General features: G+C 35.9%; 14 protein-coding genes and 14 tRNA genes. 1 reads left to right on the top strand and 27 read right to left on the bottom strand.

Going from position 1 to position 17,118, the window contains the following annotated elements; translation table 11 throughout:
- Positions 1–58 precede the first annotated feature (58 nt).
- Entirely contained in the window at positions 59–1,576 is a 1,518-nt protein-coding gene (locus tag ACWPWS_RS13045; protein WP_454046777.1) for a TROVE domain-containing protein, read from the bottom strand.
- Positions 1,577–2,164: 588 nt separating this feature from the next.
- Here ACWPWS_RS13045 and ACWPWS_RS13050 point away from each other — a divergent pair.
- Entirely contained in the window at positions 2,165–2,620 is a 456-nt protein-coding gene (locus ACWPWS_RS13050; protein ID WP_454046778.1) for a VOC family protein, read from the top strand.
- 137 nt (positions 2,621–2,757) lie between these two features.
- On the opposite strand, the gene ACWPWS_RS13055 is transcribed toward ACWPWS_RS13050, so the two are convergent.
- The 26 genes from ACWPWS_RS13055 to ACWPWS_RS13180 form a co-directional block, all read right to left on the bottom strand.
- On the bottom strand, positions 2,758–4,101 hold the full coding sequence (locus ACWPWS_RS13055) for an SWIM zinc finger family protein (protein ID WP_454046779.1): 1,344 nt from the start codon (positions 4,099–4,101) through the stop codon (positions 2,758–2,760).
- 3 nt (positions 4,102–4,104) lie between these two features.
- Entirely contained in the window at positions 4,105–6,801 is a 2,697-nt protein-coding gene (locus ACWPWS_RS13060) for a DUF6493 family protein (RefSeq protein ID WP_454046780.1), read from the bottom strand.
- Positions 6,802–6,839: 38 nt separating this feature from the next.
- On the bottom strand, positions 6,840–7,241 hold the full coding sequence (locus ACWPWS_RS13065) for a DUF7825 domain-containing protein (protein ID WP_454046781.1): 402 nt from the start codon (positions 7,239–7,241) through the stop codon (positions 6,840–6,842).
- Positions 7,242–7,932: 691 nt separating this feature from the next.
- The gene (locus ACWPWS_RS13070; RefSeq protein WP_105684294.1) at positions 7,933–8,484 is read right to left on the bottom strand and encodes a 3'-5' exonuclease; all 552 of its coding nucleotides are present in this window, start codon (positions 8,482–8,484) and stop codon (positions 7,933–7,935) included.
- A 94-nt stretch (positions 8,485–8,578) separates the two neighbouring features.
- Positions 8,579–9,121: an exonuclease domain-containing protein gene (locus tag ACWPWS_RS13075; RefSeq protein ID WP_454046782.1), complete on the bottom strand. Its 543-nt coding sequence runs from the start codon at positions 9,119–9,121 to the stop codon at positions 8,579–8,581.
- Positions 9,122–9,226: 105 nt separating this feature from the next.
- Positions 9,227–9,790 carry a metallophosphoesterase family protein gene (locus ACWPWS_RS13080; RefSeq protein ID WP_454046783.1) on the bottom strand — a complete coding sequence of 188 codons (564 nt, stop codon included), beginning with the start codon at positions 9,788–9,790 and terminating at the stop codon, positions 9,227–9,229.
- Positions 9,791–9,959: 169 nt separating this feature from the next.
- Positions 9,960–10,904, bottom strand: coding sequence for a peptidase (locus tag ACWPWS_RS13085; RefSeq protein ID WP_454046784.1), 945 nt, complete (start codon positions 10,902–10,904; stop codon positions 9,960–9,962).
- Positions 10,905–11,102: 198 nt separating this feature from the next.
- Positions 11,103–12,119, bottom strand: a complete 1,017-nt coding sequence (locus ACWPWS_RS13090) for an RNA ligase, Rnl2 family (RefSeq protein WP_454046785.1) — start codon at positions 12,117–12,119, stop codon at positions 11,103–11,105.
- A gap of 6 nt (positions 12,120–12,125) precedes the next feature.
- The gene (locus tag ACWPWS_RS13095) at positions 12,126–12,686 is read right to left on the bottom strand and encodes a DinB family protein (RefSeq protein WP_454046786.1); all 561 of its coding nucleotides are present in this window, start codon (positions 12,684–12,686) and stop codon (positions 12,126–12,128) included.
- Positions 12,686–13,057: a cyclic-phosphate processing receiver domain-containing protein gene (locus ACWPWS_RS13100; protein ID WP_454046787.1), complete on the bottom strand. Its 372-nt coding sequence runs from the start codon at positions 13,055–13,057 to the stop codon at positions 12,686–12,688. Before ACWPWS_RS13100 ends, ACWPWS_RS13095 begins: the two co-directional genes overlap by 1 nt.
- An 86-nt stretch (positions 13,058–13,143) precedes the next feature.
- A complete protein-coding gene (locus tag ACWPWS_RS13105; protein WP_454046788.1) occupies positions 13,144–13,629 on the bottom strand; it encodes a ribonuclease H-like YkuK family protein in 486 nt (161 codons plus the stop codon).
- A 100-nt stretch (positions 13,630–13,729) separates the two neighbouring features.
- Positions 13,730–13,800: transfer RNA gene (locus tag ACWPWS_RS13110), tRNA-Trp, on the bottom strand.
- A gap of 8 nt (positions 13,801–13,808) precedes the next feature.
- Positions 13,809–13,880 (bottom strand) — tRNA-Gln (locus ACWPWS_RS13115).
- 84 nt (positions 13,881–13,964) lie between these two features.
- Positions 13,965–14,037, bottom strand: a tRNA-Phe gene (locus ACWPWS_RS13120).
- 84 nt (positions 14,038–14,121) lie between these two features.
- Positions 14,122–14,194 (bottom strand) — tRNA-Leu (locus ACWPWS_RS13125).
- 363 nt (positions 14,195–14,557) lie between these two features.
- Positions 14,558–14,629, bottom strand: a tRNA-Glu gene (locus ACWPWS_RS13130).
- A gap of 724 nt (positions 14,630–15,353) precedes the next feature.
- Positions 15,354–15,425, bottom strand: a tRNA-Asn gene (locus ACWPWS_RS13135).
- 4 nt (positions 15,426–15,429) lie between these two features.
- Positions 15,430–15,503: transfer RNA gene (locus tag ACWPWS_RS13140), tRNA-Ile, on the bottom strand.
- Positions 15,504–15,505: 2 nt separating this feature from the next.
- Positions 15,506–15,580: transfer RNA gene (locus ACWPWS_RS13145), tRNA-Glu, on the bottom strand.
- 6 nt (positions 15,581–15,586) lie between these two features.
- A tRNA-Pro gene (locus tag ACWPWS_RS13150) sits at positions 15,587–15,658 on the bottom strand.
- Between the two features lie 68 nt (positions 15,659–15,726).
- Positions 15,727–15,798, bottom strand: a tRNA-Asp gene (locus ACWPWS_RS13155).
- Positions 15,799–15,806: 8 nt separating this feature from the next.
- Positions 15,807–15,880: transfer RNA gene (locus ACWPWS_RS13160), tRNA-Arg, on the bottom strand.
- A 9-nt stretch (positions 15,881–15,889) separates the two neighbouring features.
- Positions 15,890–15,963: transfer RNA gene (locus ACWPWS_RS13165), tRNA-Lys, on the bottom strand.
- A gap of 73 nt (positions 15,964–16,036) precedes the next feature.
- Positions 16,037–16,110, bottom strand: a tRNA-Arg gene (locus ACWPWS_RS13170).
- A 6-nt stretch (positions 16,111–16,116) separates the two neighbouring features.
- Positions 16,117–16,184: transfer RNA gene (locus ACWPWS_RS13175), tRNA-His, on the bottom strand.
- Positions 16,185–16,760: 576 nt separating this feature from the next.
- Positions 16,761–16,889, bottom strand: a complete 129-nt coding sequence (locus ACWPWS_RS13180; RefSeq protein WP_167595381.1) for a penicillin-binding protein — start codon at positions 16,887–16,889, stop codon at positions 16,761–16,763.
- Positions 16,890–17,118: the final 229 nt, after the last annotated feature.

Raw genomic sequence — 17,118 nt, forward strand, 5'->3', positions numbered from 1 at the left:
CTCCTAAATATATTGATTGTTTTCGTGGTTATCTGTTTTTATGTAAAAGCAGTGCCTGTTACAGCACTACTTTTTGAATCATTTTTACGGCAGATTTTTTGTCTTCCAAAGCATTCAGTACATCGAAAATTTTGTCGGACCAACCTGCAATAAGGTGTACATCATTTTTTCTGACATCAAGCGGCTGCTGACCGTAACCTGCCAGGTCAAAAATATACAGTTTTGCATGAGGAGCGATGGTTTTATATCTGTTCCAAAGGTCTTCAAAAGAATTTCTGTTTCCAGTGCTATCCCACAGCTGGGTATCGGTGAAAAGCATTACTTTATCCACCTGTTCTTTTCTTTTGATCAGATCTTCGATGACCAGATAACCATTGGTAGAATATCCTACTTCACCTTCTCTCTTGTAGAATGCATCCACATTCCTTAAGATACCGTTTTTCGGCATTGGAACCCTTAACCAGCGGTCGCCAAAGATACCTGTCACCACGTTTTTACACTGTGACTGCAAGATCATAGACATCAGCAAACCGATATCATACAGCAATATTTTACTTTTGCTGGAAACCGCTTTCTGCATAGAGCCTGACACATCCGCGGCAATTACTACAGAAGTGTCAAAGCCAAAACCTTTAATGTTTTTAGCACTTACCACCACCGCATTTTCCAAGGCTTCCAATACTGAAGACAGATAAGGAGAATCTATTGTTTTTAATTCTCTATAGGCTGCCAGGAATCGGAACGGAAGCTGCTTTGAGTTGGATACTGCTTTTTCATCGGAAAGATATCTGCAAACTTTATTCATTGCATCAGGTGACACTCCGGCTTCCAGGATATTTCTCAGGTTTCTCATGGTTGCCATATAGCCTAATTTGTTGCTGAAAATCAATTCTTCCCACTTGTTTTTGAAGGCCATTTTTCTTTCTGCATCATTTGCAAATTTCTTCTGACCCAAAACGGAAAGTTCTACTTCCCAAGTGTAAGGGGTTTCCAGTGTATTATTGGCAATTTTGTTGAAAACAGACTGCTGATTTTCATCTTTAGCTTTCGGATGAACCAGGAAGAGCGCATCTTTCAGGGTTACTTCTGCTTTTCTGTTGTATTTTGCAAACTGATATTCATCAAATTTATTGAATGATTTTACCAAACCTTTCTGAATCTGCTTTGAGAGTTTATTGAGTTTTTTGGTATCCGTTCTTTTATTCGCAAGCTGGTAATACGCCAGTAATTCTGTAATTTCATCCGCTCTCTGTACCACTCCATCTACTGTTTTGCTTACCAGGTCTGTACCGGAAGTCTGCTTTGCCAATTCGGTCGTCAAAACCAAAGGAATGGATCTTAAGTACATATCTTTTCTAGCATACACGGCAAGTTTTGCAACAAACTCAGGGTCGTTTTTTTTGATCAGAGACTGTATTCTTTTCAATCTTTCATTTCCTTTTTCATAGTTGGCATCGGACAGTCCTGTTGTAACAACAGCACTATACAATTCTTCTGCAGGTGTCATCGCATAAGCTTTTGCACCTTCGTAGTTCTGTACTACTTTATTTTCTTTTCTTAAAAAATTAAATTTCATGGTTACTGTTTTTTTTGTTAAACATTGGAGAGATTGATACTTCCTCCCTGATTTCTGATGCAAAGTAAAAACAGTATTGCGCAATCTATTTGCGTATAAAAATTTTCTTAGATTTTTTATTTTAAAATGTAATTAAATGATAATGTATGCTGGATATTTTGTGCTTAAATAACTCTTGCTGATCTTTTAGATTACACAGATTTCTAAGTTTCGGCTAAAGCCATATGAATAGAGCTTTCTTATATGGCGGGCTAAAGCCCACCTCTATTGAATAGTAGGCATGTAGAAATTATTTCAGCAGCCACGAATCTGCTAAAAATGTCTATTAGATAGGTTTCGGCTAAAGCCGGATGAAAGTGATTATATTTGAAAGAGTGGGCTAAAGCCCACCCCTATTGAATAAAAGTTGAAAACTGATATTGATATTTAATGACAATCTAATTCCTAATTCCTAATTCCTAATCCCTAATCCCTAATCCCTAATCCCTAATTATAAAATCCTTCTATCATTCATTTCCATTTAAGAAATCGTTTGTAGTGAGTTTTCCGGAAAGGGTTTTCTAGCTTTGTCATTATTAAAATAAAGCTATGATTAAAGGAATATATGAGACTCATGTTCAGGTGAGCAATCTGGAAAATGCGATAGGGTTTTATACAGAAGTATTAGGATTAACACTGGCTCACAGAGATGAAACCAGACCTATTGCTTTTTTATGGGTTGGCGAAGGGAAAGAATTTATGTTAGGACTATGGGAACAGAAGGAGAATCTCCAGACCAGGCATTTTGCTTTTTCCAGCAGTAAAGAAGATATTTTAAATTATTCAGTAGAATTCCTGGAAAATAAGAATTTAAAACCTTACAATTTTTTGAAAAACGGCAGTATTGAACCTATGGTATTTGCATGGATGCCTGCACTGGCCATTTATTTTAATGATCCTGATGGAAACCAGCTTGAGTTTATTTCTATTCTTGAAGGTGAAAGCAAACCGGAATTGGGTGTGCTGAGCTATGAAGAGTGGATGAAACAGGCCGAAAACTTATAGAAGTACATTCGTTGAATGTAAATACAACGCAGAGGCGCAATAAAAATATGAACTTACCGTAAAGCTCGTCTCAAAAAATTAAATTTTTTGCGCCTGTGCGATTGTTGACAAAATAATAAAACGAGCATCAGCAATTTTTAAACATTTACCAGTTTTTTTACTGCCAATACATGTTTACAGGGTCCTCTTTCACCCTGATATTTACTGAACCATTCGCAGGTACAACGTTCTTTTTCTTCGTCAATGATTACCGTATGATGCACTCCGGTTCCTTCTACTCTGGCTTCTGTTCTTTCTTTACTATTATTTAAAATTTCTACTTTTCCGGATTCTATAAGCTTTTCAGCGTTTTTTATGCGGGGATTGAGCCCGATAATACGGCTTAACTTAAAAGGAAGCCTGCGGTAGAAAAATTCTTTTTCATCAAGATCGTAGCCGAGTAATCCCATTGCAGCAAGCCGCCTGGTAATGTTTTCAGCTTTGATAAAACTAATATTTTCCTCCAAAGCAAGTTTCTCCGGATTGAAAGATTGATTGGCATAAGCATATTTATCCAGAACATCAATCCATTCATCAGAAACATCAGAAATCAGACTTTCCAGAATAGCTCCTTCTCCTGAAAAACCTCTCCAGCTTTCTCTCGACAAAGAAAAACTGAATCTGATATTCCCCATATAGAGCTGCCATGTTGTAGATTGTCTATTGGTATGGGAAAAAACCTTCATACAATCAATATAAGGAAGAAGAGGTTCTAAAAGGCGAAGCCTGTTAAGCCCTCCAATACAAACGGCATCTGCAGATTTTACCGGAGAAAAAATGGGTTTATTTCCTCTGACTATCAAATAATAATCTGACTTCACTATCCCTTTCGGCATTCCGCGAAACAGTTGCTGAGTTTGGATTTTATTAAAAGTATGACGTTCCTCAGATTCTGATAAATAGACCTGAACAGTTCCCAGTCCTTTAATCCATTTTGTAGGTAAAGGCACTTTTCTTTCTATTATTTTATTTTCCTCTTTATATAGACCGACTTCTTTCTGCCCTACAGAAAGCATAATTTTTTCATTCGGACGGATACTTCCCAAAGCCGTTATCATAGGCTGATTAAAATCCACATTCGTTGTTCCGTTTTCCAGAAACTCACCATCCAATCCATCAGGCAGTACATCTACTCTTGCATAAACTCCTGCACAGTGTGAGAAACCTTCAAACCTTAATCTTTCATTTCCTGCTGTCACGATAGGATCTTTAAGAAGTCCCATCTGAAACGGAGAAAGGTTAAAGCTGGATTTCACAATATTGGAAAGCGTGATAAGACATCGAGCTAAAATAAAGGGCTGCCCTACATTTCCCCAGAAAAAACAGGGAGCATCTGTATTTTTATGAATTTCACTGTATTTGGCGAGAAACAACTCTTCAAGAGCAGCTCTTCTGACTAAAGAGGATGCTCCTGAATAGTTATAAATAAGCGTATCTTCCATAATCTATTTTTTCAGAAGAAGATTGCAGATTTTTTTCAGGCTCGAGTTTTCTTTCCAGCTGTTTATTTTTTCTATAACTTCTTTATGGACAGATGACTGGTTCAAAGCCAATACTTCATGATAAATTTCAAGAATTCTTTTCAGATTGGTAACCGGTTCTTCCATTTGAAGCAGAATATTTGAAATCAATTCCTCAAGGGCAATATTATGATTCTTACTTACATTTAGCATATGATGCTGCATAAGATCTGTTAATCTTTTAACCGGAGCCCACTCCAGCTTCTCGTGCAAACCGATCACTCTTCCCAGCCATGCATTATCCATCATCTGGCAAGAAACATGTTCAAGCCAAATTTCAGCAGCTGTTCCACGGATGGTTTTATCACTGTCCAGGAAAATAGTGCCTAGAAACAGATAGCCAATTTCATCCAAGGGCTTTTTGATCTGATACAGTGTACTGGCAGTATTTAAAACAAGGCTTCTTTCATACACTTCTGCAATTCCGGAATAGAAAAGGCAGTACTTGATTACCTTCGCCAGAGCATTTGCAGGGGTATTGGGAAAGCAAAGCATGAGTGCAGGAATTTCATTAAGCTCTTTCTGTTCAGCAACAAAATATTCCATGAATAAAGGTTCTTTTCTTTTTTCAAGATGATATTTTGGAATGACAATATTCAGCTCCACAGGATAGTATGAGTTTTTCTTATTGTCAATTGTTTTCCATTGGTAAGCTCCTGAAAAGAATTCTGCAGGAATATTATCATATCCGAAACTTTTGAATTCCTCAAAAACAGTCTCTGGTGAACGGGTAATCCCAGCTGTCATCCACCATGAAGGGTGTATAAACTTACCTTCAGGATTGGCATTTTTACCAAAGAAGAAAAGCAGTAACTCTTTATATTCACCTTTTAATCTTTTCTCAACTTCCGCGATAGCTTTTGAAGTATCATCTAAAGCACAACGCTGCAGTGCCAGCTGAATATCCAGATGATGAGGCTCTGTATTACTATTCTGATAATGCTCCAGCCTCTCTACCAAAGTGACGGGAGAAATCCAGCATGGAGCATGGGTGATAGGAAATAGCAAAGGAATTTTATCTCCGGATTTTATTTTTTCAACCGCATAGATAGCAATTTCCTTAAACGCCTGCCTTGCAGGACAATCTGCCCCAACTTCTTCTATTGGACCCAATTTTTTCTGATAATTGGAATAAGACTCTCTTGTGGATTCTTCTTCCTGGGTTTTCTGGTATATTTTTTCCAGATTCTTTAGCTGAACCGGATATTCTTCCTTTAAAGCCAGCCCATAATTGATAATCGCATTGCATAACAAAACATTGAGATAAGGGACTTCCCATTTCGCAATGGTTTTACAGGCTTTCAAAAATACAGGTTCTATCAGTTTTACAGATTCAGCATCTACATCTCCGGCAAATTTGATAAACCCTGTTAAAGCAATATCACAATGATAGCTATACGGATCATCCATTGCCAAAGGAAGGTAGAACATCAGATCTTCAAAATTCTGAAGAATCTGTACTGCATTTTCATCTGCTGCCAGCTGTCGTTTTTCTGAAGCTATCGCCTCAAGTTCCGGCTGTTTTTCTTCAATATATTTTGCCAAAAGAGGACGCACATTGGTGAGTATATTATCTGAATAATGAGAAAGCGCCTCAATCATATTTTCTGAAGCCGGAATGTATTTAAGAATAATCTTTGCCGCTTTTGACTGTATCCCGTCATCTTTACTTACAAATGCTGTACTTAAAGCCATTCCAAGCATATCAGGATCCATTTTCTTTCTCTGAAATATTTTTTCAGTAAGCCCCAGACTGGAAACCACTACTGTTTTTACCTCTGAACTCAACAGGTTCGGGAGATAATGTGAAAATTCCTCATTTTTAAACTCAGGAGTTCCCACTATTTTTTTCAAATGTGACAGAATCGTATTCACTGCTTTTGACTGTGAGGAAGCCAGCCCTGCGAGTAATTCATCCTGCAGATCAGATAATTCCTCTTCAGTAGGCTTTAGAGAGGTAAATGTGTCCATAAACCAGCCTGTAACATTTTTATTAAAGTTTCTGTTAGAAGCCAAAAGACATTCTTTCAAGAATCTTTTTCTTTCAATTTTCTTCTCATTAATTAATTTTTGTACGATAGGAAACCATTCTTTACGGAAGGGCAAAGATTTGGAAGGATATTCACACAAATACCAAAAATGAGTACTGAGGGTTTCAGGATGATGGTCAAGATCGGCAGGATAATTACTTAGGTGATGTCCCAGCAGTTCCGGTTTGGGCTGTACATAGCCTTTCTCTGTCCATCCTAAAATATCTTTATAATTGAATGCTGTAAACTCAGCTTCTACCGATTCATTGATAAAGTCTGAAAACCACTCCGGACATCCCCATTCCAGTATCTGTTCGGTTTGTTCTGCATTACGGAAAAGACTCCAGTAGTTTTTACCAAAGTTCTTTTTGTCCATGCAGACAAAAGATGCGATATCTATAATGGAGTGTTGGTTTACAGATCCTGCCGTATGGTAGGAGTTTTTAGTCATTATAATTTTACTGATTTCACGGTCCATTTTCTTTATAGACGGTATCAGTGTTTTCCTTTCTTCAATACTAAGCTCTTTTAGAAAGGGGATAATCTCATGTATTTTTTCCTCATTAAGGATCTCATAAAGTCTTTCTTTCATGTGCTTTAATTTGATGTATAAATTTGTTTTCAGGTTATTCATTTTTTCCATTCTTCGGGCAGTCTGATAAGAACTATTTCCTGTCCATACCCATTTTGTTGTAACAGTTTATGATAAAGCCCGAGGAGCTTTTTGGCATTAAAAACCGTTTTCGTAACCGCTGAAAGAATGGGAATCAGCAGCTTTCCAAAAGCAATATTACAACTGTTAATCAGACTGATAAGTTTTGAAAAACCATGGGCAAACCCCTTTACTTGATTCTGTTCAAAACTTAACTTTTTACCAATTATTATTCCCAACATCATTTCTTTTAAATCATTCAAAACTGCCTTGTTAAATATGGCTTCAAAAGCCGTACCACAGGGTGTTTCATATTTATTAAACAGTCCGGAAAACAGGAATAAATATATCCTCTTCCGGGAAGGTAAATCCAGATTCATTCCAACATTTGAAAGCACTGTATTATACCCAATATTAAACTGATATACAGCACTTAATAAAATTTCAATATTTTCTACTGTAAAAACAGAGCCTGAAAAAACAGGATGCCCTCTATAAAATTCTGATCATGCCATGATGATAAACACCACCATAAGAATTGAATCATTTATTAAAAAAAACAGTTTTTAAGGAAGGTCAATCTTAACAAAATCAGTCGGTATCTCATTGTATCCGGAATTTTATTCTTTATTTCTCAGTTTAAATATATTACCTCAAAAACCTCATCAATAAACATAAGTTCATTCTTGTCGGCTAAAATAAAAAAAAATGACTGACAGACAGTAAATTATCCCATTAAAGTGAATTTTTTAACAAAATATTAAGTTAATAAAACAACTGTCAGCATACTTCCAGCTCTTTGTTAATAATTCTCTGTTTAAAGATATATTACTAAAAAAGGATATAAAACCCCTCTGCTTTGAGATTTACACATCATTTGGTGTCTTAATTTTAGAATTTGTAATGCCTTACCATAAAATCATTTTATCATACAGATACGTTAATTTTTTTTAAAATGGTAAAAACAGGGCTGTAATTCACTAAATTTTATATAGTTACAAAATAAAAAACTGCCTCATTATTTGAGACAGTCTTCATTTTTAAACTGAGCTGTAGTTACTTCCCTGTCATTTAATAATTCTTCAGGCACCAATGCAGAATTTTCGCAATGTTTTTGGCATCATCAACTCCTCTGTGGTGTGTACCTTCTAAAGTCATACCCAATTCACCCAAAGCACGGTTCATTCCTACACTTTTTCTGATGGTAGGATGAATTTCTCCAAATAATGTTTTCACATTGATGTGGTCATCACTCATTGGATAATCGGTGTAGAATCTCCTTGCCTGGTTCTGAAGCATGTTCAGATCATAATTTCCATAACTTGCCCACGTCAGTTCTTCCGAATCATATTCTGCTCTCAGAATATCGAATGCGTCATCCAACATGATTCCTTCATGATCCAGCATATTTTGGGTAAGAGTGGTAAGCTCCGTACAGAACGGACTTACTTTTGAATGTTGAGGCTTTATTAAAATCCCTTCATTTTTAGAGATCTTCCCGGTTTTTGCATTCATGATGCATACACCAATCTCGATGATCTCGCTTTCCTGGCCTCTTGGCGGTCGGTTTTCCCAACATGTTGCTTCGAGGTCTACTATTAATATATTTTCTGTTGTTTTCACTTGTTTAAAATTTAATTGTTAAAGGGCGGAAGATGGATGCAGGAAGAGGAAATTTTTTTATAATAACTAAATTTCCTTCCAGCTTCCTTCCTAATTACAGAATCTTAGTTAAAATTCTGGCTGTATTATAAGCATCGTCTGCTCCGCTGTGGTGGGTGCCTTCAAAGTCCATGTTCAGATAATCCAGGGCTCTTTTAAGTCCTATTTGTTTGTGCAATCCGAAATGTCTTTTAAATTCATACATCACATTCATATAATTTTCTGAAAAAGGATTTTTTATACCGAGCCAGTCACATTGTTCTATAATCTGTTCTCCGTCGAAGTTCCCGTATCCAGCCCAGGTAAGTGGTGCAGAATGGTATTGCTCTCTGATTATTTCGCAGGCTTCTTCGAAATATATTCCTTTTTCTTCTATCAGTTGCGGAGTAATTCCCGTCAGTTTCGTACAGAATCTGTTGATTTCTGATCGTTCCGGAATTACATAAATGCTTTGTTTCTGGGAAATTGCTTTTGATGTTAAATTTAATTTGCAAATTCCTATTTCTATAATATCAACTTTCTGTCCGCTGGGAATTCTGTCGTTTTCCCAACATGTCGCTTCCAGATCGATGATTATAATCTCATTGGTTGTTTTCATTGTTATTGTAAAATGTACTTTGTAAAAAGTAAAATGCATGATAAAGGCAGTTGAATACTAAATAAATATCTTTTCTTATATCAAGTCACTACTTTTTACCAGCAATTAATTTCTGGGAGCAAATGGAGGCGTCCATTTTTTCCTCTTCATTATTTCTTTGACTTCCTCATAGGAAACGGGATAAAAATTGTGGCAGTCTACCCCAACATCAAAACTCAAAGCCATCTCATCATCCGGTAATGTTCCGTGTGAATGGCCGTATAATTGCCAGACACCTCGGTGCGAGCCATTCCAGGTGCGCATGGCATAATGGAAAAGAATGATTTTCTGTTTTCCGTTGCTGTTATCTGCATCATCAATTTTCAGTTCGTGATAATCTCTGATGGAAGCAAACCGCTTGGGATAGGTTAAAGCTGCTCCTTCGTGATTGCCTTTGATCAGATGGATATTGCCATTTAACCTGTCTAAAATATCTTTGGTAAAATCCGGTTTTCCTAGACTCATATCTCCTAAATGGTAGACGGTATCACCGGGTTCTATTTTCTCATTCCATCTTTTAATGAGTTCTTCATTCATATGATCCAGTGACTCAAAGGGTCTCTCTGAAAATTTTATAATATTTTCATGACCAAAATGATGGTCTGCTGTAAAAAATATATTGTGTTTCATTTTTTTAAATTGTTTGTTTTTTAACTACAAAATTTTCAACACTTTGCTGTCATTCTGAGTGAAACAAAGAATCTCTTTCACTTTAAGCATATTCTTCCTTCGCCAGGATGACAACTGTATAGATTATTATTCTGTGAATACTGTAGTTTTAGTTGGTAAATATTTTTAATTAATTTTTACGAAATGCTTTATAAAAAGCAGTTTCAATTTCTTCCCGATCGCTTTCTGTGTATCTTCTCGAAAAGTGAATCGGAATGGCTTCTTTCACCTCGCATTCATTCATGATATTCCCTGATGCGGAAGCAAAGCTGTGATGATTGATCCTGGCAAACTCCTGATCAGAATCCTTATAAAATGTTTCAATATACACCAGATCTGCTCCTCCAAACACTGCTTTTATTTTCTCATAATTGCTTTTGTCTACAGCATGATCCATGATGACACCAAGCTTATAGCCTTCATTACGGGTTAACAAATGAAAAAGATCGGCTGCTTTATAAACAGTTCCTTCAATTTCAATTTCTTTGTCTCTGCTATTATTTTCAAAAGCGGTCTTCAGTTCGCTGATCCATTTTCCTTTTTTAAATCCGGACTCAACCTCATTGAAGCTTACTGTATCTTTTTCTTTAAACCAATAAGCTATAGAATCTGTTTTGTGATCAAGAATGGCAAAATCAACGTTGACATATTCGTCTTCAAAAAGGAAATTTTGGGTATTGATTAATTCCAGATTCCAGTGTGGCGGACGAAGAGCATAGATATTAATTTCGTCTTTTGAAACAATCTCACGGATTTCATAGGCAATTGCGTTTTCTTCAATCAAATTCCAGGTGTAAGATTTCAATCTTGCCTCAACTTGTTGGTGAATATTTTTCGGTCCACTAATCACAACCTTTTCTCCGCTTCCGATCTGATGTCTGAAAATTCCATCGAAATTTGAAAAGTGATCGATATGAGTATGACTGATGAATATTGCGGATATAGACTGAACTTCTTTCACAGTCAATAAACTCGCTTCTCCACAATCACACAGATAATGCTTTCCGGAATTAGGAATTTTGATTAATATACTGATGTCTTCTTTTAAAAGACTTTTTATTTCTGCGTGTAACATAGTTTTTTCTTTTTTGAACCATAAATCTCTATAACATTTATCATTTTGAATGAAACTTAGATACATTTACACTTTTAACGACTGAGATTCCTAACGGAATGACAAAATTGCAGCATAATGAAAATCAAGTTTCTAAGACTTATGTTGCCTCTATGGTTTGGTTTATACATAAAAAAGTTTCGGTAAAATTTACCGAAACTACACTTTAAGAGTCATCAACTCTTCTTTTATAAAATCAATGACTAAAGAATTCAACTTTTTATTGATCCTTTTCTGCTCTTCTTTTTCAATAGCTGTAAAAGCAGCCGGGAAATCTTTCTGGAAATCTTCTAAAATATCCTGTGAAAAAAGACCAATCACTTTACCTATCATTTTAGGTTCGAATTCGCCGATTTTGCTTACCACATTATTCAATCTGTTGGCTGTAGCATATTTTTGTATTTCTTCCCAGATTTCCTGAGCTTTTTCACTGAAGTGGATCTGTTTCTGAACAGTTTTTCCCTCTTTTTTAACCATTTTGGATTTCTCGATCCATTTTTCATTCTTATTTTTCAGAATGATCCTTGCCCCGTTTCCAAAATATTTGGTTTTCAAAGTTTTTACGATGATACCTTCACACCTGTTATCCTCCAATTCAGGTAATCCAAGCCAGGCCGGAATTTTTGAATTGAAAACATTGAGGTACCTCAAAGCGTCTTCAAGAGTCCCTTGAAACAAGATTTTAGCATAGAAAAAACCAGTCTCCTCAAAAATCTGATTGACCACTTCCGTATCCAAATAGGTAATCCCATTCAACTTGATATCGAAAGCGTAAAATTCGTTGTGAGGTGCATACTCAATACCTTTCTGTACCTTTATCGCATCTTTTACAGGCTCCACTTCTTTATGTTTGTAACCGCCACCGAACAATTCACCGTAGATCACTACAGTTTCAACATCCGGGTAGATGGTTTTCGCTTTTTGAAACACTTCTATTACATTTTTTCTGTAGCGTTCCAATATCTGATGTGCATTGAAAAATTTTTCATCATTTTCGATGAAAGCAGTTCTCTTCGCGATTTTAATTTCCTTTCCGTCGGTAAAGAAAGAGAAATTAGCCCCGTGAACTTTTTCCTGTATAATGAAAACCTCATCCCCAAAACCCTGCATTCTGATCTGTTCGATCACGCGGGCCTGGTAAGCATTTTCTATAGAGTTATATGTTTTGAAAATCATTTTGTTTTAGTTTTTAATCATTTCTGATTCGTTTTTCTTCATCTGGGTAATATGCCTTTGGGCATGGAGTGAAAGAAAATAAATATATTCATATACATTAATTTTCCCCAGTTCATTCACCGTCATTGTTGTTTTATACAAGAGTCCGTCACCGTTCTTCATTACTTCCAGATATTGTAAACACTGAACATATTGCTGAGTAATCAGGCTTCTGATTTCATCCAGATCTAATTCTCCTTTTGGCTCCATATGTTCCGGTCTTATCCATTCAAAAGCTCCATGCTCACCTACTCTGTCAAAGTTTTCTTTGAAGCTGTAGTTTTCAATTTCAGATTCAAGGTCAAGATTCAAAGAATTTTTCATTGCTTTTTTGGAACCTTTTTCAATAAGGATCAGTAAGTAAAAATTCGTAAGATAAATATGTTCTAAAATCTGTTGAATCGTCCAACCTCCGTTTGAAGGTTGATGATTCAACGTTTTTTTATCTTTTCTGAACCATTCGTCCACCTCACCAAATGTAAGTTTCAGGTGTACTTTTATATCTTGAATATATCTAAAAATGTCCATTACAGTTTTTTAAAGTTTTTTAAAAGGCTAAGAATATTTTCCTTTCCTACCGGATTCATAGAATGACAGTAGAATTTTGGAAGGTCAAGATAATGGTCCATACAATATTCTATCAGCCATTTGGCACAGTCATACCCTGTTCTTTCAACATATTCCTGAGAATCCTGTTTCAGATAGTGCTCATCTGCCAGATCATGGTCAAAAGAAATCATTTCCGGAAGTCCTTTTTCGAGGATTCTGTTGACAAACTGCTCGTAATTCCGAACAATATGCCAGTCATTTCTGAGGAAAATATCTTGTTTGGTATAATGATAAGCCTCAATAGGGTATCTTATATCATCCAGAAATAGTAATCTTTTTGTTTTTTCCATGATTTTATTAATTTATTAAAAACCTGATAATTAAATAATTATTGCGCTAAAAGCTTCCAGCTTCCAGCCTCAGGCTTCTTATCTGCTTAAACCATCATATCAGCACAATTGGAACTGGCGAAGGCATAAGGTTTTGCTTTAAACACATATCCCATTCCCAGAATATATCCCATTGCATCTTTCAATGCTACGTTGGATTTAAAATCGGGATCGGTATTAATGTCTGCGTGTACCTCCATTTCCACACCATAAGTATCCAACACAGAGCAGATCGCGTATGCAATTTCAACAGATTTGTTGACCTCGTTAAGCATTCGCTCCTTGATACTGATACTCTGTATTTCTCTTTCTTTTCTGATAAAGGTAAACGCTCCTTTTCCCTCACGAATAAATACTACTGCTGTAGCATAATTGATGGCATCTCCATATACATGGGAATCTGATCCCACACATACTTTCAGACGGTGTCCGTTTGCCTGTTCGCGGATGATGGCTTCTTCTACCAGCTGTGTGATAGAGTTTTGGAAAAATTTCCCACTCATATTCTGCCATGTTTGTTGTTGCGTTTCCATTTTTTCTACATGTTTTAATTCATAAATGATTGTTGATAATTGATAAATGATCACTAGTTGTCATAATTTCTAACTTCTAGTTTCTAATTTCTATTTTTTGCACTCTGAATCGGACTCGAACCCATACCATCAGTTTTGGAGACTGAGATGCTGCCATTACACTATCAGAGTAAATATTGTTAATTCATTGGGACTCGAACCTAAACTCCAAGAATCAAAATCTTGTGTGCTGCCTATTACACTATGAATCAATTTTATAATTGATCAATGATGATTGATAATTGATGAATTGCTCAGCAATTATTGATCATTGATCTCTTATCATTTATATTTTGTGGAACAGACAGGAATTGAACCTGTACCTTTAGTTTTTCAGACTAACGTGCAGACCTTCTACACCACTCTTCCGGATTGTTATTGATCAATGATAATTGATAATTGATGGATTGCTCAGCAATCGTTTATCATTGATATTTTATCATTTATATTTTGTACGGAAAGAGGGATTCGAACCCCCAAAAGCTTGATCCTAAATCAAGAGTGTCTGCCATTCCACCATTCCCGCAGGTTTTTTATAAGTAATGAGTAATTGGTAATTAGTAATATTTTCTATTTTCATTATTACTTATTGCTCATTCTTATTACTCATATTATGTCTAGGTTTGAGAAAGCTCTGTCTGTTGATAAACTATGCCTGTTAGTGTTTGTAAAGATCTTCTGTGCTTGACAAACCTTTCTCATTTCCTAATGTATTTTGTTTTAAAAAAGTAAAAGGCTGTCCATTTTTATTGACTAAAGATCTTCTGCTCTTGACAGTCCTTTTCTCTTTTCTTCATTTTCTGTGTGAATGGCAACTGGCCAATTTTTTTTAAATCTGAACTTTCATGGTATTAAATCAATTCAATATTGACCAGTTATTCACATCCAGTACTCTATAAGGGAATCGAACCCTTATTTTCTGCTCGAAAGGCAGGCGTCCTCACCGTTAGACGAATAGAGCATTACCCACTGACCAGGAATCGAACCTGAACGACAAGAGTACATTTCCTGCATGCTGCCATTACATTATCAGTGGTTGGGTGGAAGTAGTAGGATTCGAACCTACTCAGCAATGAAGCAACAGATTTTAACTCTATTACTTTCATTTTTTTAAGGAATCGTTCAATTCGTTCCTCATGTCAGTCTGCCCCGACTCTCCAACTTCGGCGTACTTCCGGATTTTTATGAGCAATTAGTAATGAATAATAAGTAATTCCTCATTTTTCCTTTGAAAAAAGAAAAGGCTTGTCTTTATTGAATGTTTAACTAAAGATCTTCTGCGCTCGACAGCCTTTTTCTTTTATTAATAAAGGATATTCTTTGCTATAGATGATAAAAGATCATTGATAAAGATTCTTCTATCTTCTATAGTTTTTTACATTGAGATGGTTATGGGATTCAAACCCACTCAGTTTACACAACGGTTTTGCAGACCGCCCCGACTCTTCCCCTTCGGCGAACCATCAGATTAAAAAATAAAGTCTGTCTTAATTTGTTTGATATAAGAACTTCTGCGCTCGACAAACTTTATTTTTACCTAAAAATTTATAAATGATATTTTTTAATTTCTAATTCATCCGGAGAGAAGAAAAGCCTGTCTGTATTTTTTGTGTTTGGCGTAAAGATCTTCTGCTCTCGACAAACTTTTACTTTTTCTCCTGAAATAATTAACAATTAGTTACCTGCGATTTTGGAAAGACTCGAACTTTCAACTTCCGGTTTAACAGACCGGTGCTCTGCCATTGAGCTACAAAATCATTGTAATTCCGGAAGGACTCGAACCTTCAACCTTCGGTGTATCAGACCGATACTCTAACCACTTGAGCTACGAAATCATTGGTATTCCATAAGGGGATCGAACCCTTGTCGTTCGGTAGAAAGCCGAATGCACTTACCACTATGCTAATGGAACAAATTGTCTGGAAAGCAAGATTCGAACTTGCGACCTCCCGCGTCCAAGACGGGTAAACAACCTCCGTTATCTTTCCAGTTTTGCAGATTCACTTTAAAATCCTTTTCCGAGAGACAGTCGGAACCGAAATTTTTTATGAATCTTTGCGGTCTATGCGAGAATCGAACTCGCAGTGCCCAAGAGACAGTCGGGCAGGTTAGCCATTACCTCAATAGACCTTTTTTTGTGATTCCAAGAGGACTCGAACCTCTAACCCTGGGTTTAGAAAACCCATGCTCTATCCAGTTGAGCTACGGAACCGCATTTTAGTAATCCCAGAAAGATTTGAACTTTCAACCCCCGGTTTAAAAGACCGGTGCTCTAACCCATTGAGCTATGAGATTGTTTTGGCTTGTGAATCATCAATGATCAATTCGCTTTGCTTGTCAATTTTTAATTTCGCAATTCACATTTTTGTAATCTCAGAAGGACTTGAACCTTCAACCTTCGGTGTCGTAAACCGACGCTCTATCCAATTGAGCTATGAGATTTTATATTGGGTATCTCCGGGGATCGAACCCTGTTCTCCGGTTCCACAGACCGGCGCTTTACCAAATAAGCTAAAGAAACCATAAAAAAAAGCGCCTCTTTTCGGGAGGCGCTTCATATATTTTAACGTAAGAGATCATTAGCTGACCCACGTATATAAGCACCTTTTATCCACAATTCCACGATCAAGAATACACGCAACACCTGTCGGTTCCTGTCCGAATAGTCTTGAATATTGATTGAATATGCTGTGTAACTGTTTCATTTTATTTTTGTTTGTTTCTAAATTATTTTTAACTGAATCCTGAAAACCTGTTGCTTTCAATTTTCGGTTGCAAAGTAAATATGAATTTTTGGAATCCGCAAATAAATTTTCAAATTAAATTATTGATAATCAATTAATTACGTTTAAACTTTAGAATAGAGAATTTCTGTCCGCAATATTTTGCGGATATCTTAATTACCTAAATGACTGTCTCTCATCGGGTTGCTTATCACTCTATTTTATCGTATTAAAGTTTCATTGTTTATTAAAAAATTTTCATGTTTATGGTTATTTTTTTTCATTCTAAATAATTTCTGACCTAAAAAACAAAAAAAGCCTCGGTTTTCCGAGGCGTTTCTGTTGTATTTTGTTTAATTTTTTACAAGTTTATAGTAAATAATTTCCAAAGTCAGCACATTTCGCCTCATTCCATATCACCTCATCACGTCCAAATAATCCTTTATTAGAAGGACTTTTGAATAGTTCCGCATTGATATGTGCTCTTTGTATTGTCATAATTTTCTGGTGCAAAGATAAATCTTTTTGGTATCATTTTTATAATATTTACAATTTCTGGAAGGTTTTATATACGCAAAGGCGCAAAATAATATCAAAAAATTGTGCTTTAAGGCGCGAGGATTTTATCTCCGATAAAATTTAATACTGCTAATTAATATTGCTAAATAATGCAATTAATTAATAAGCTAACCTTGTTGAAAATCTTTGATTTTTTTTTGCGACTTAA

The sequence above is a fragment of the Chryseobacterium sp. Marseille-Q8038 genome (assembly GCF_965111995.1).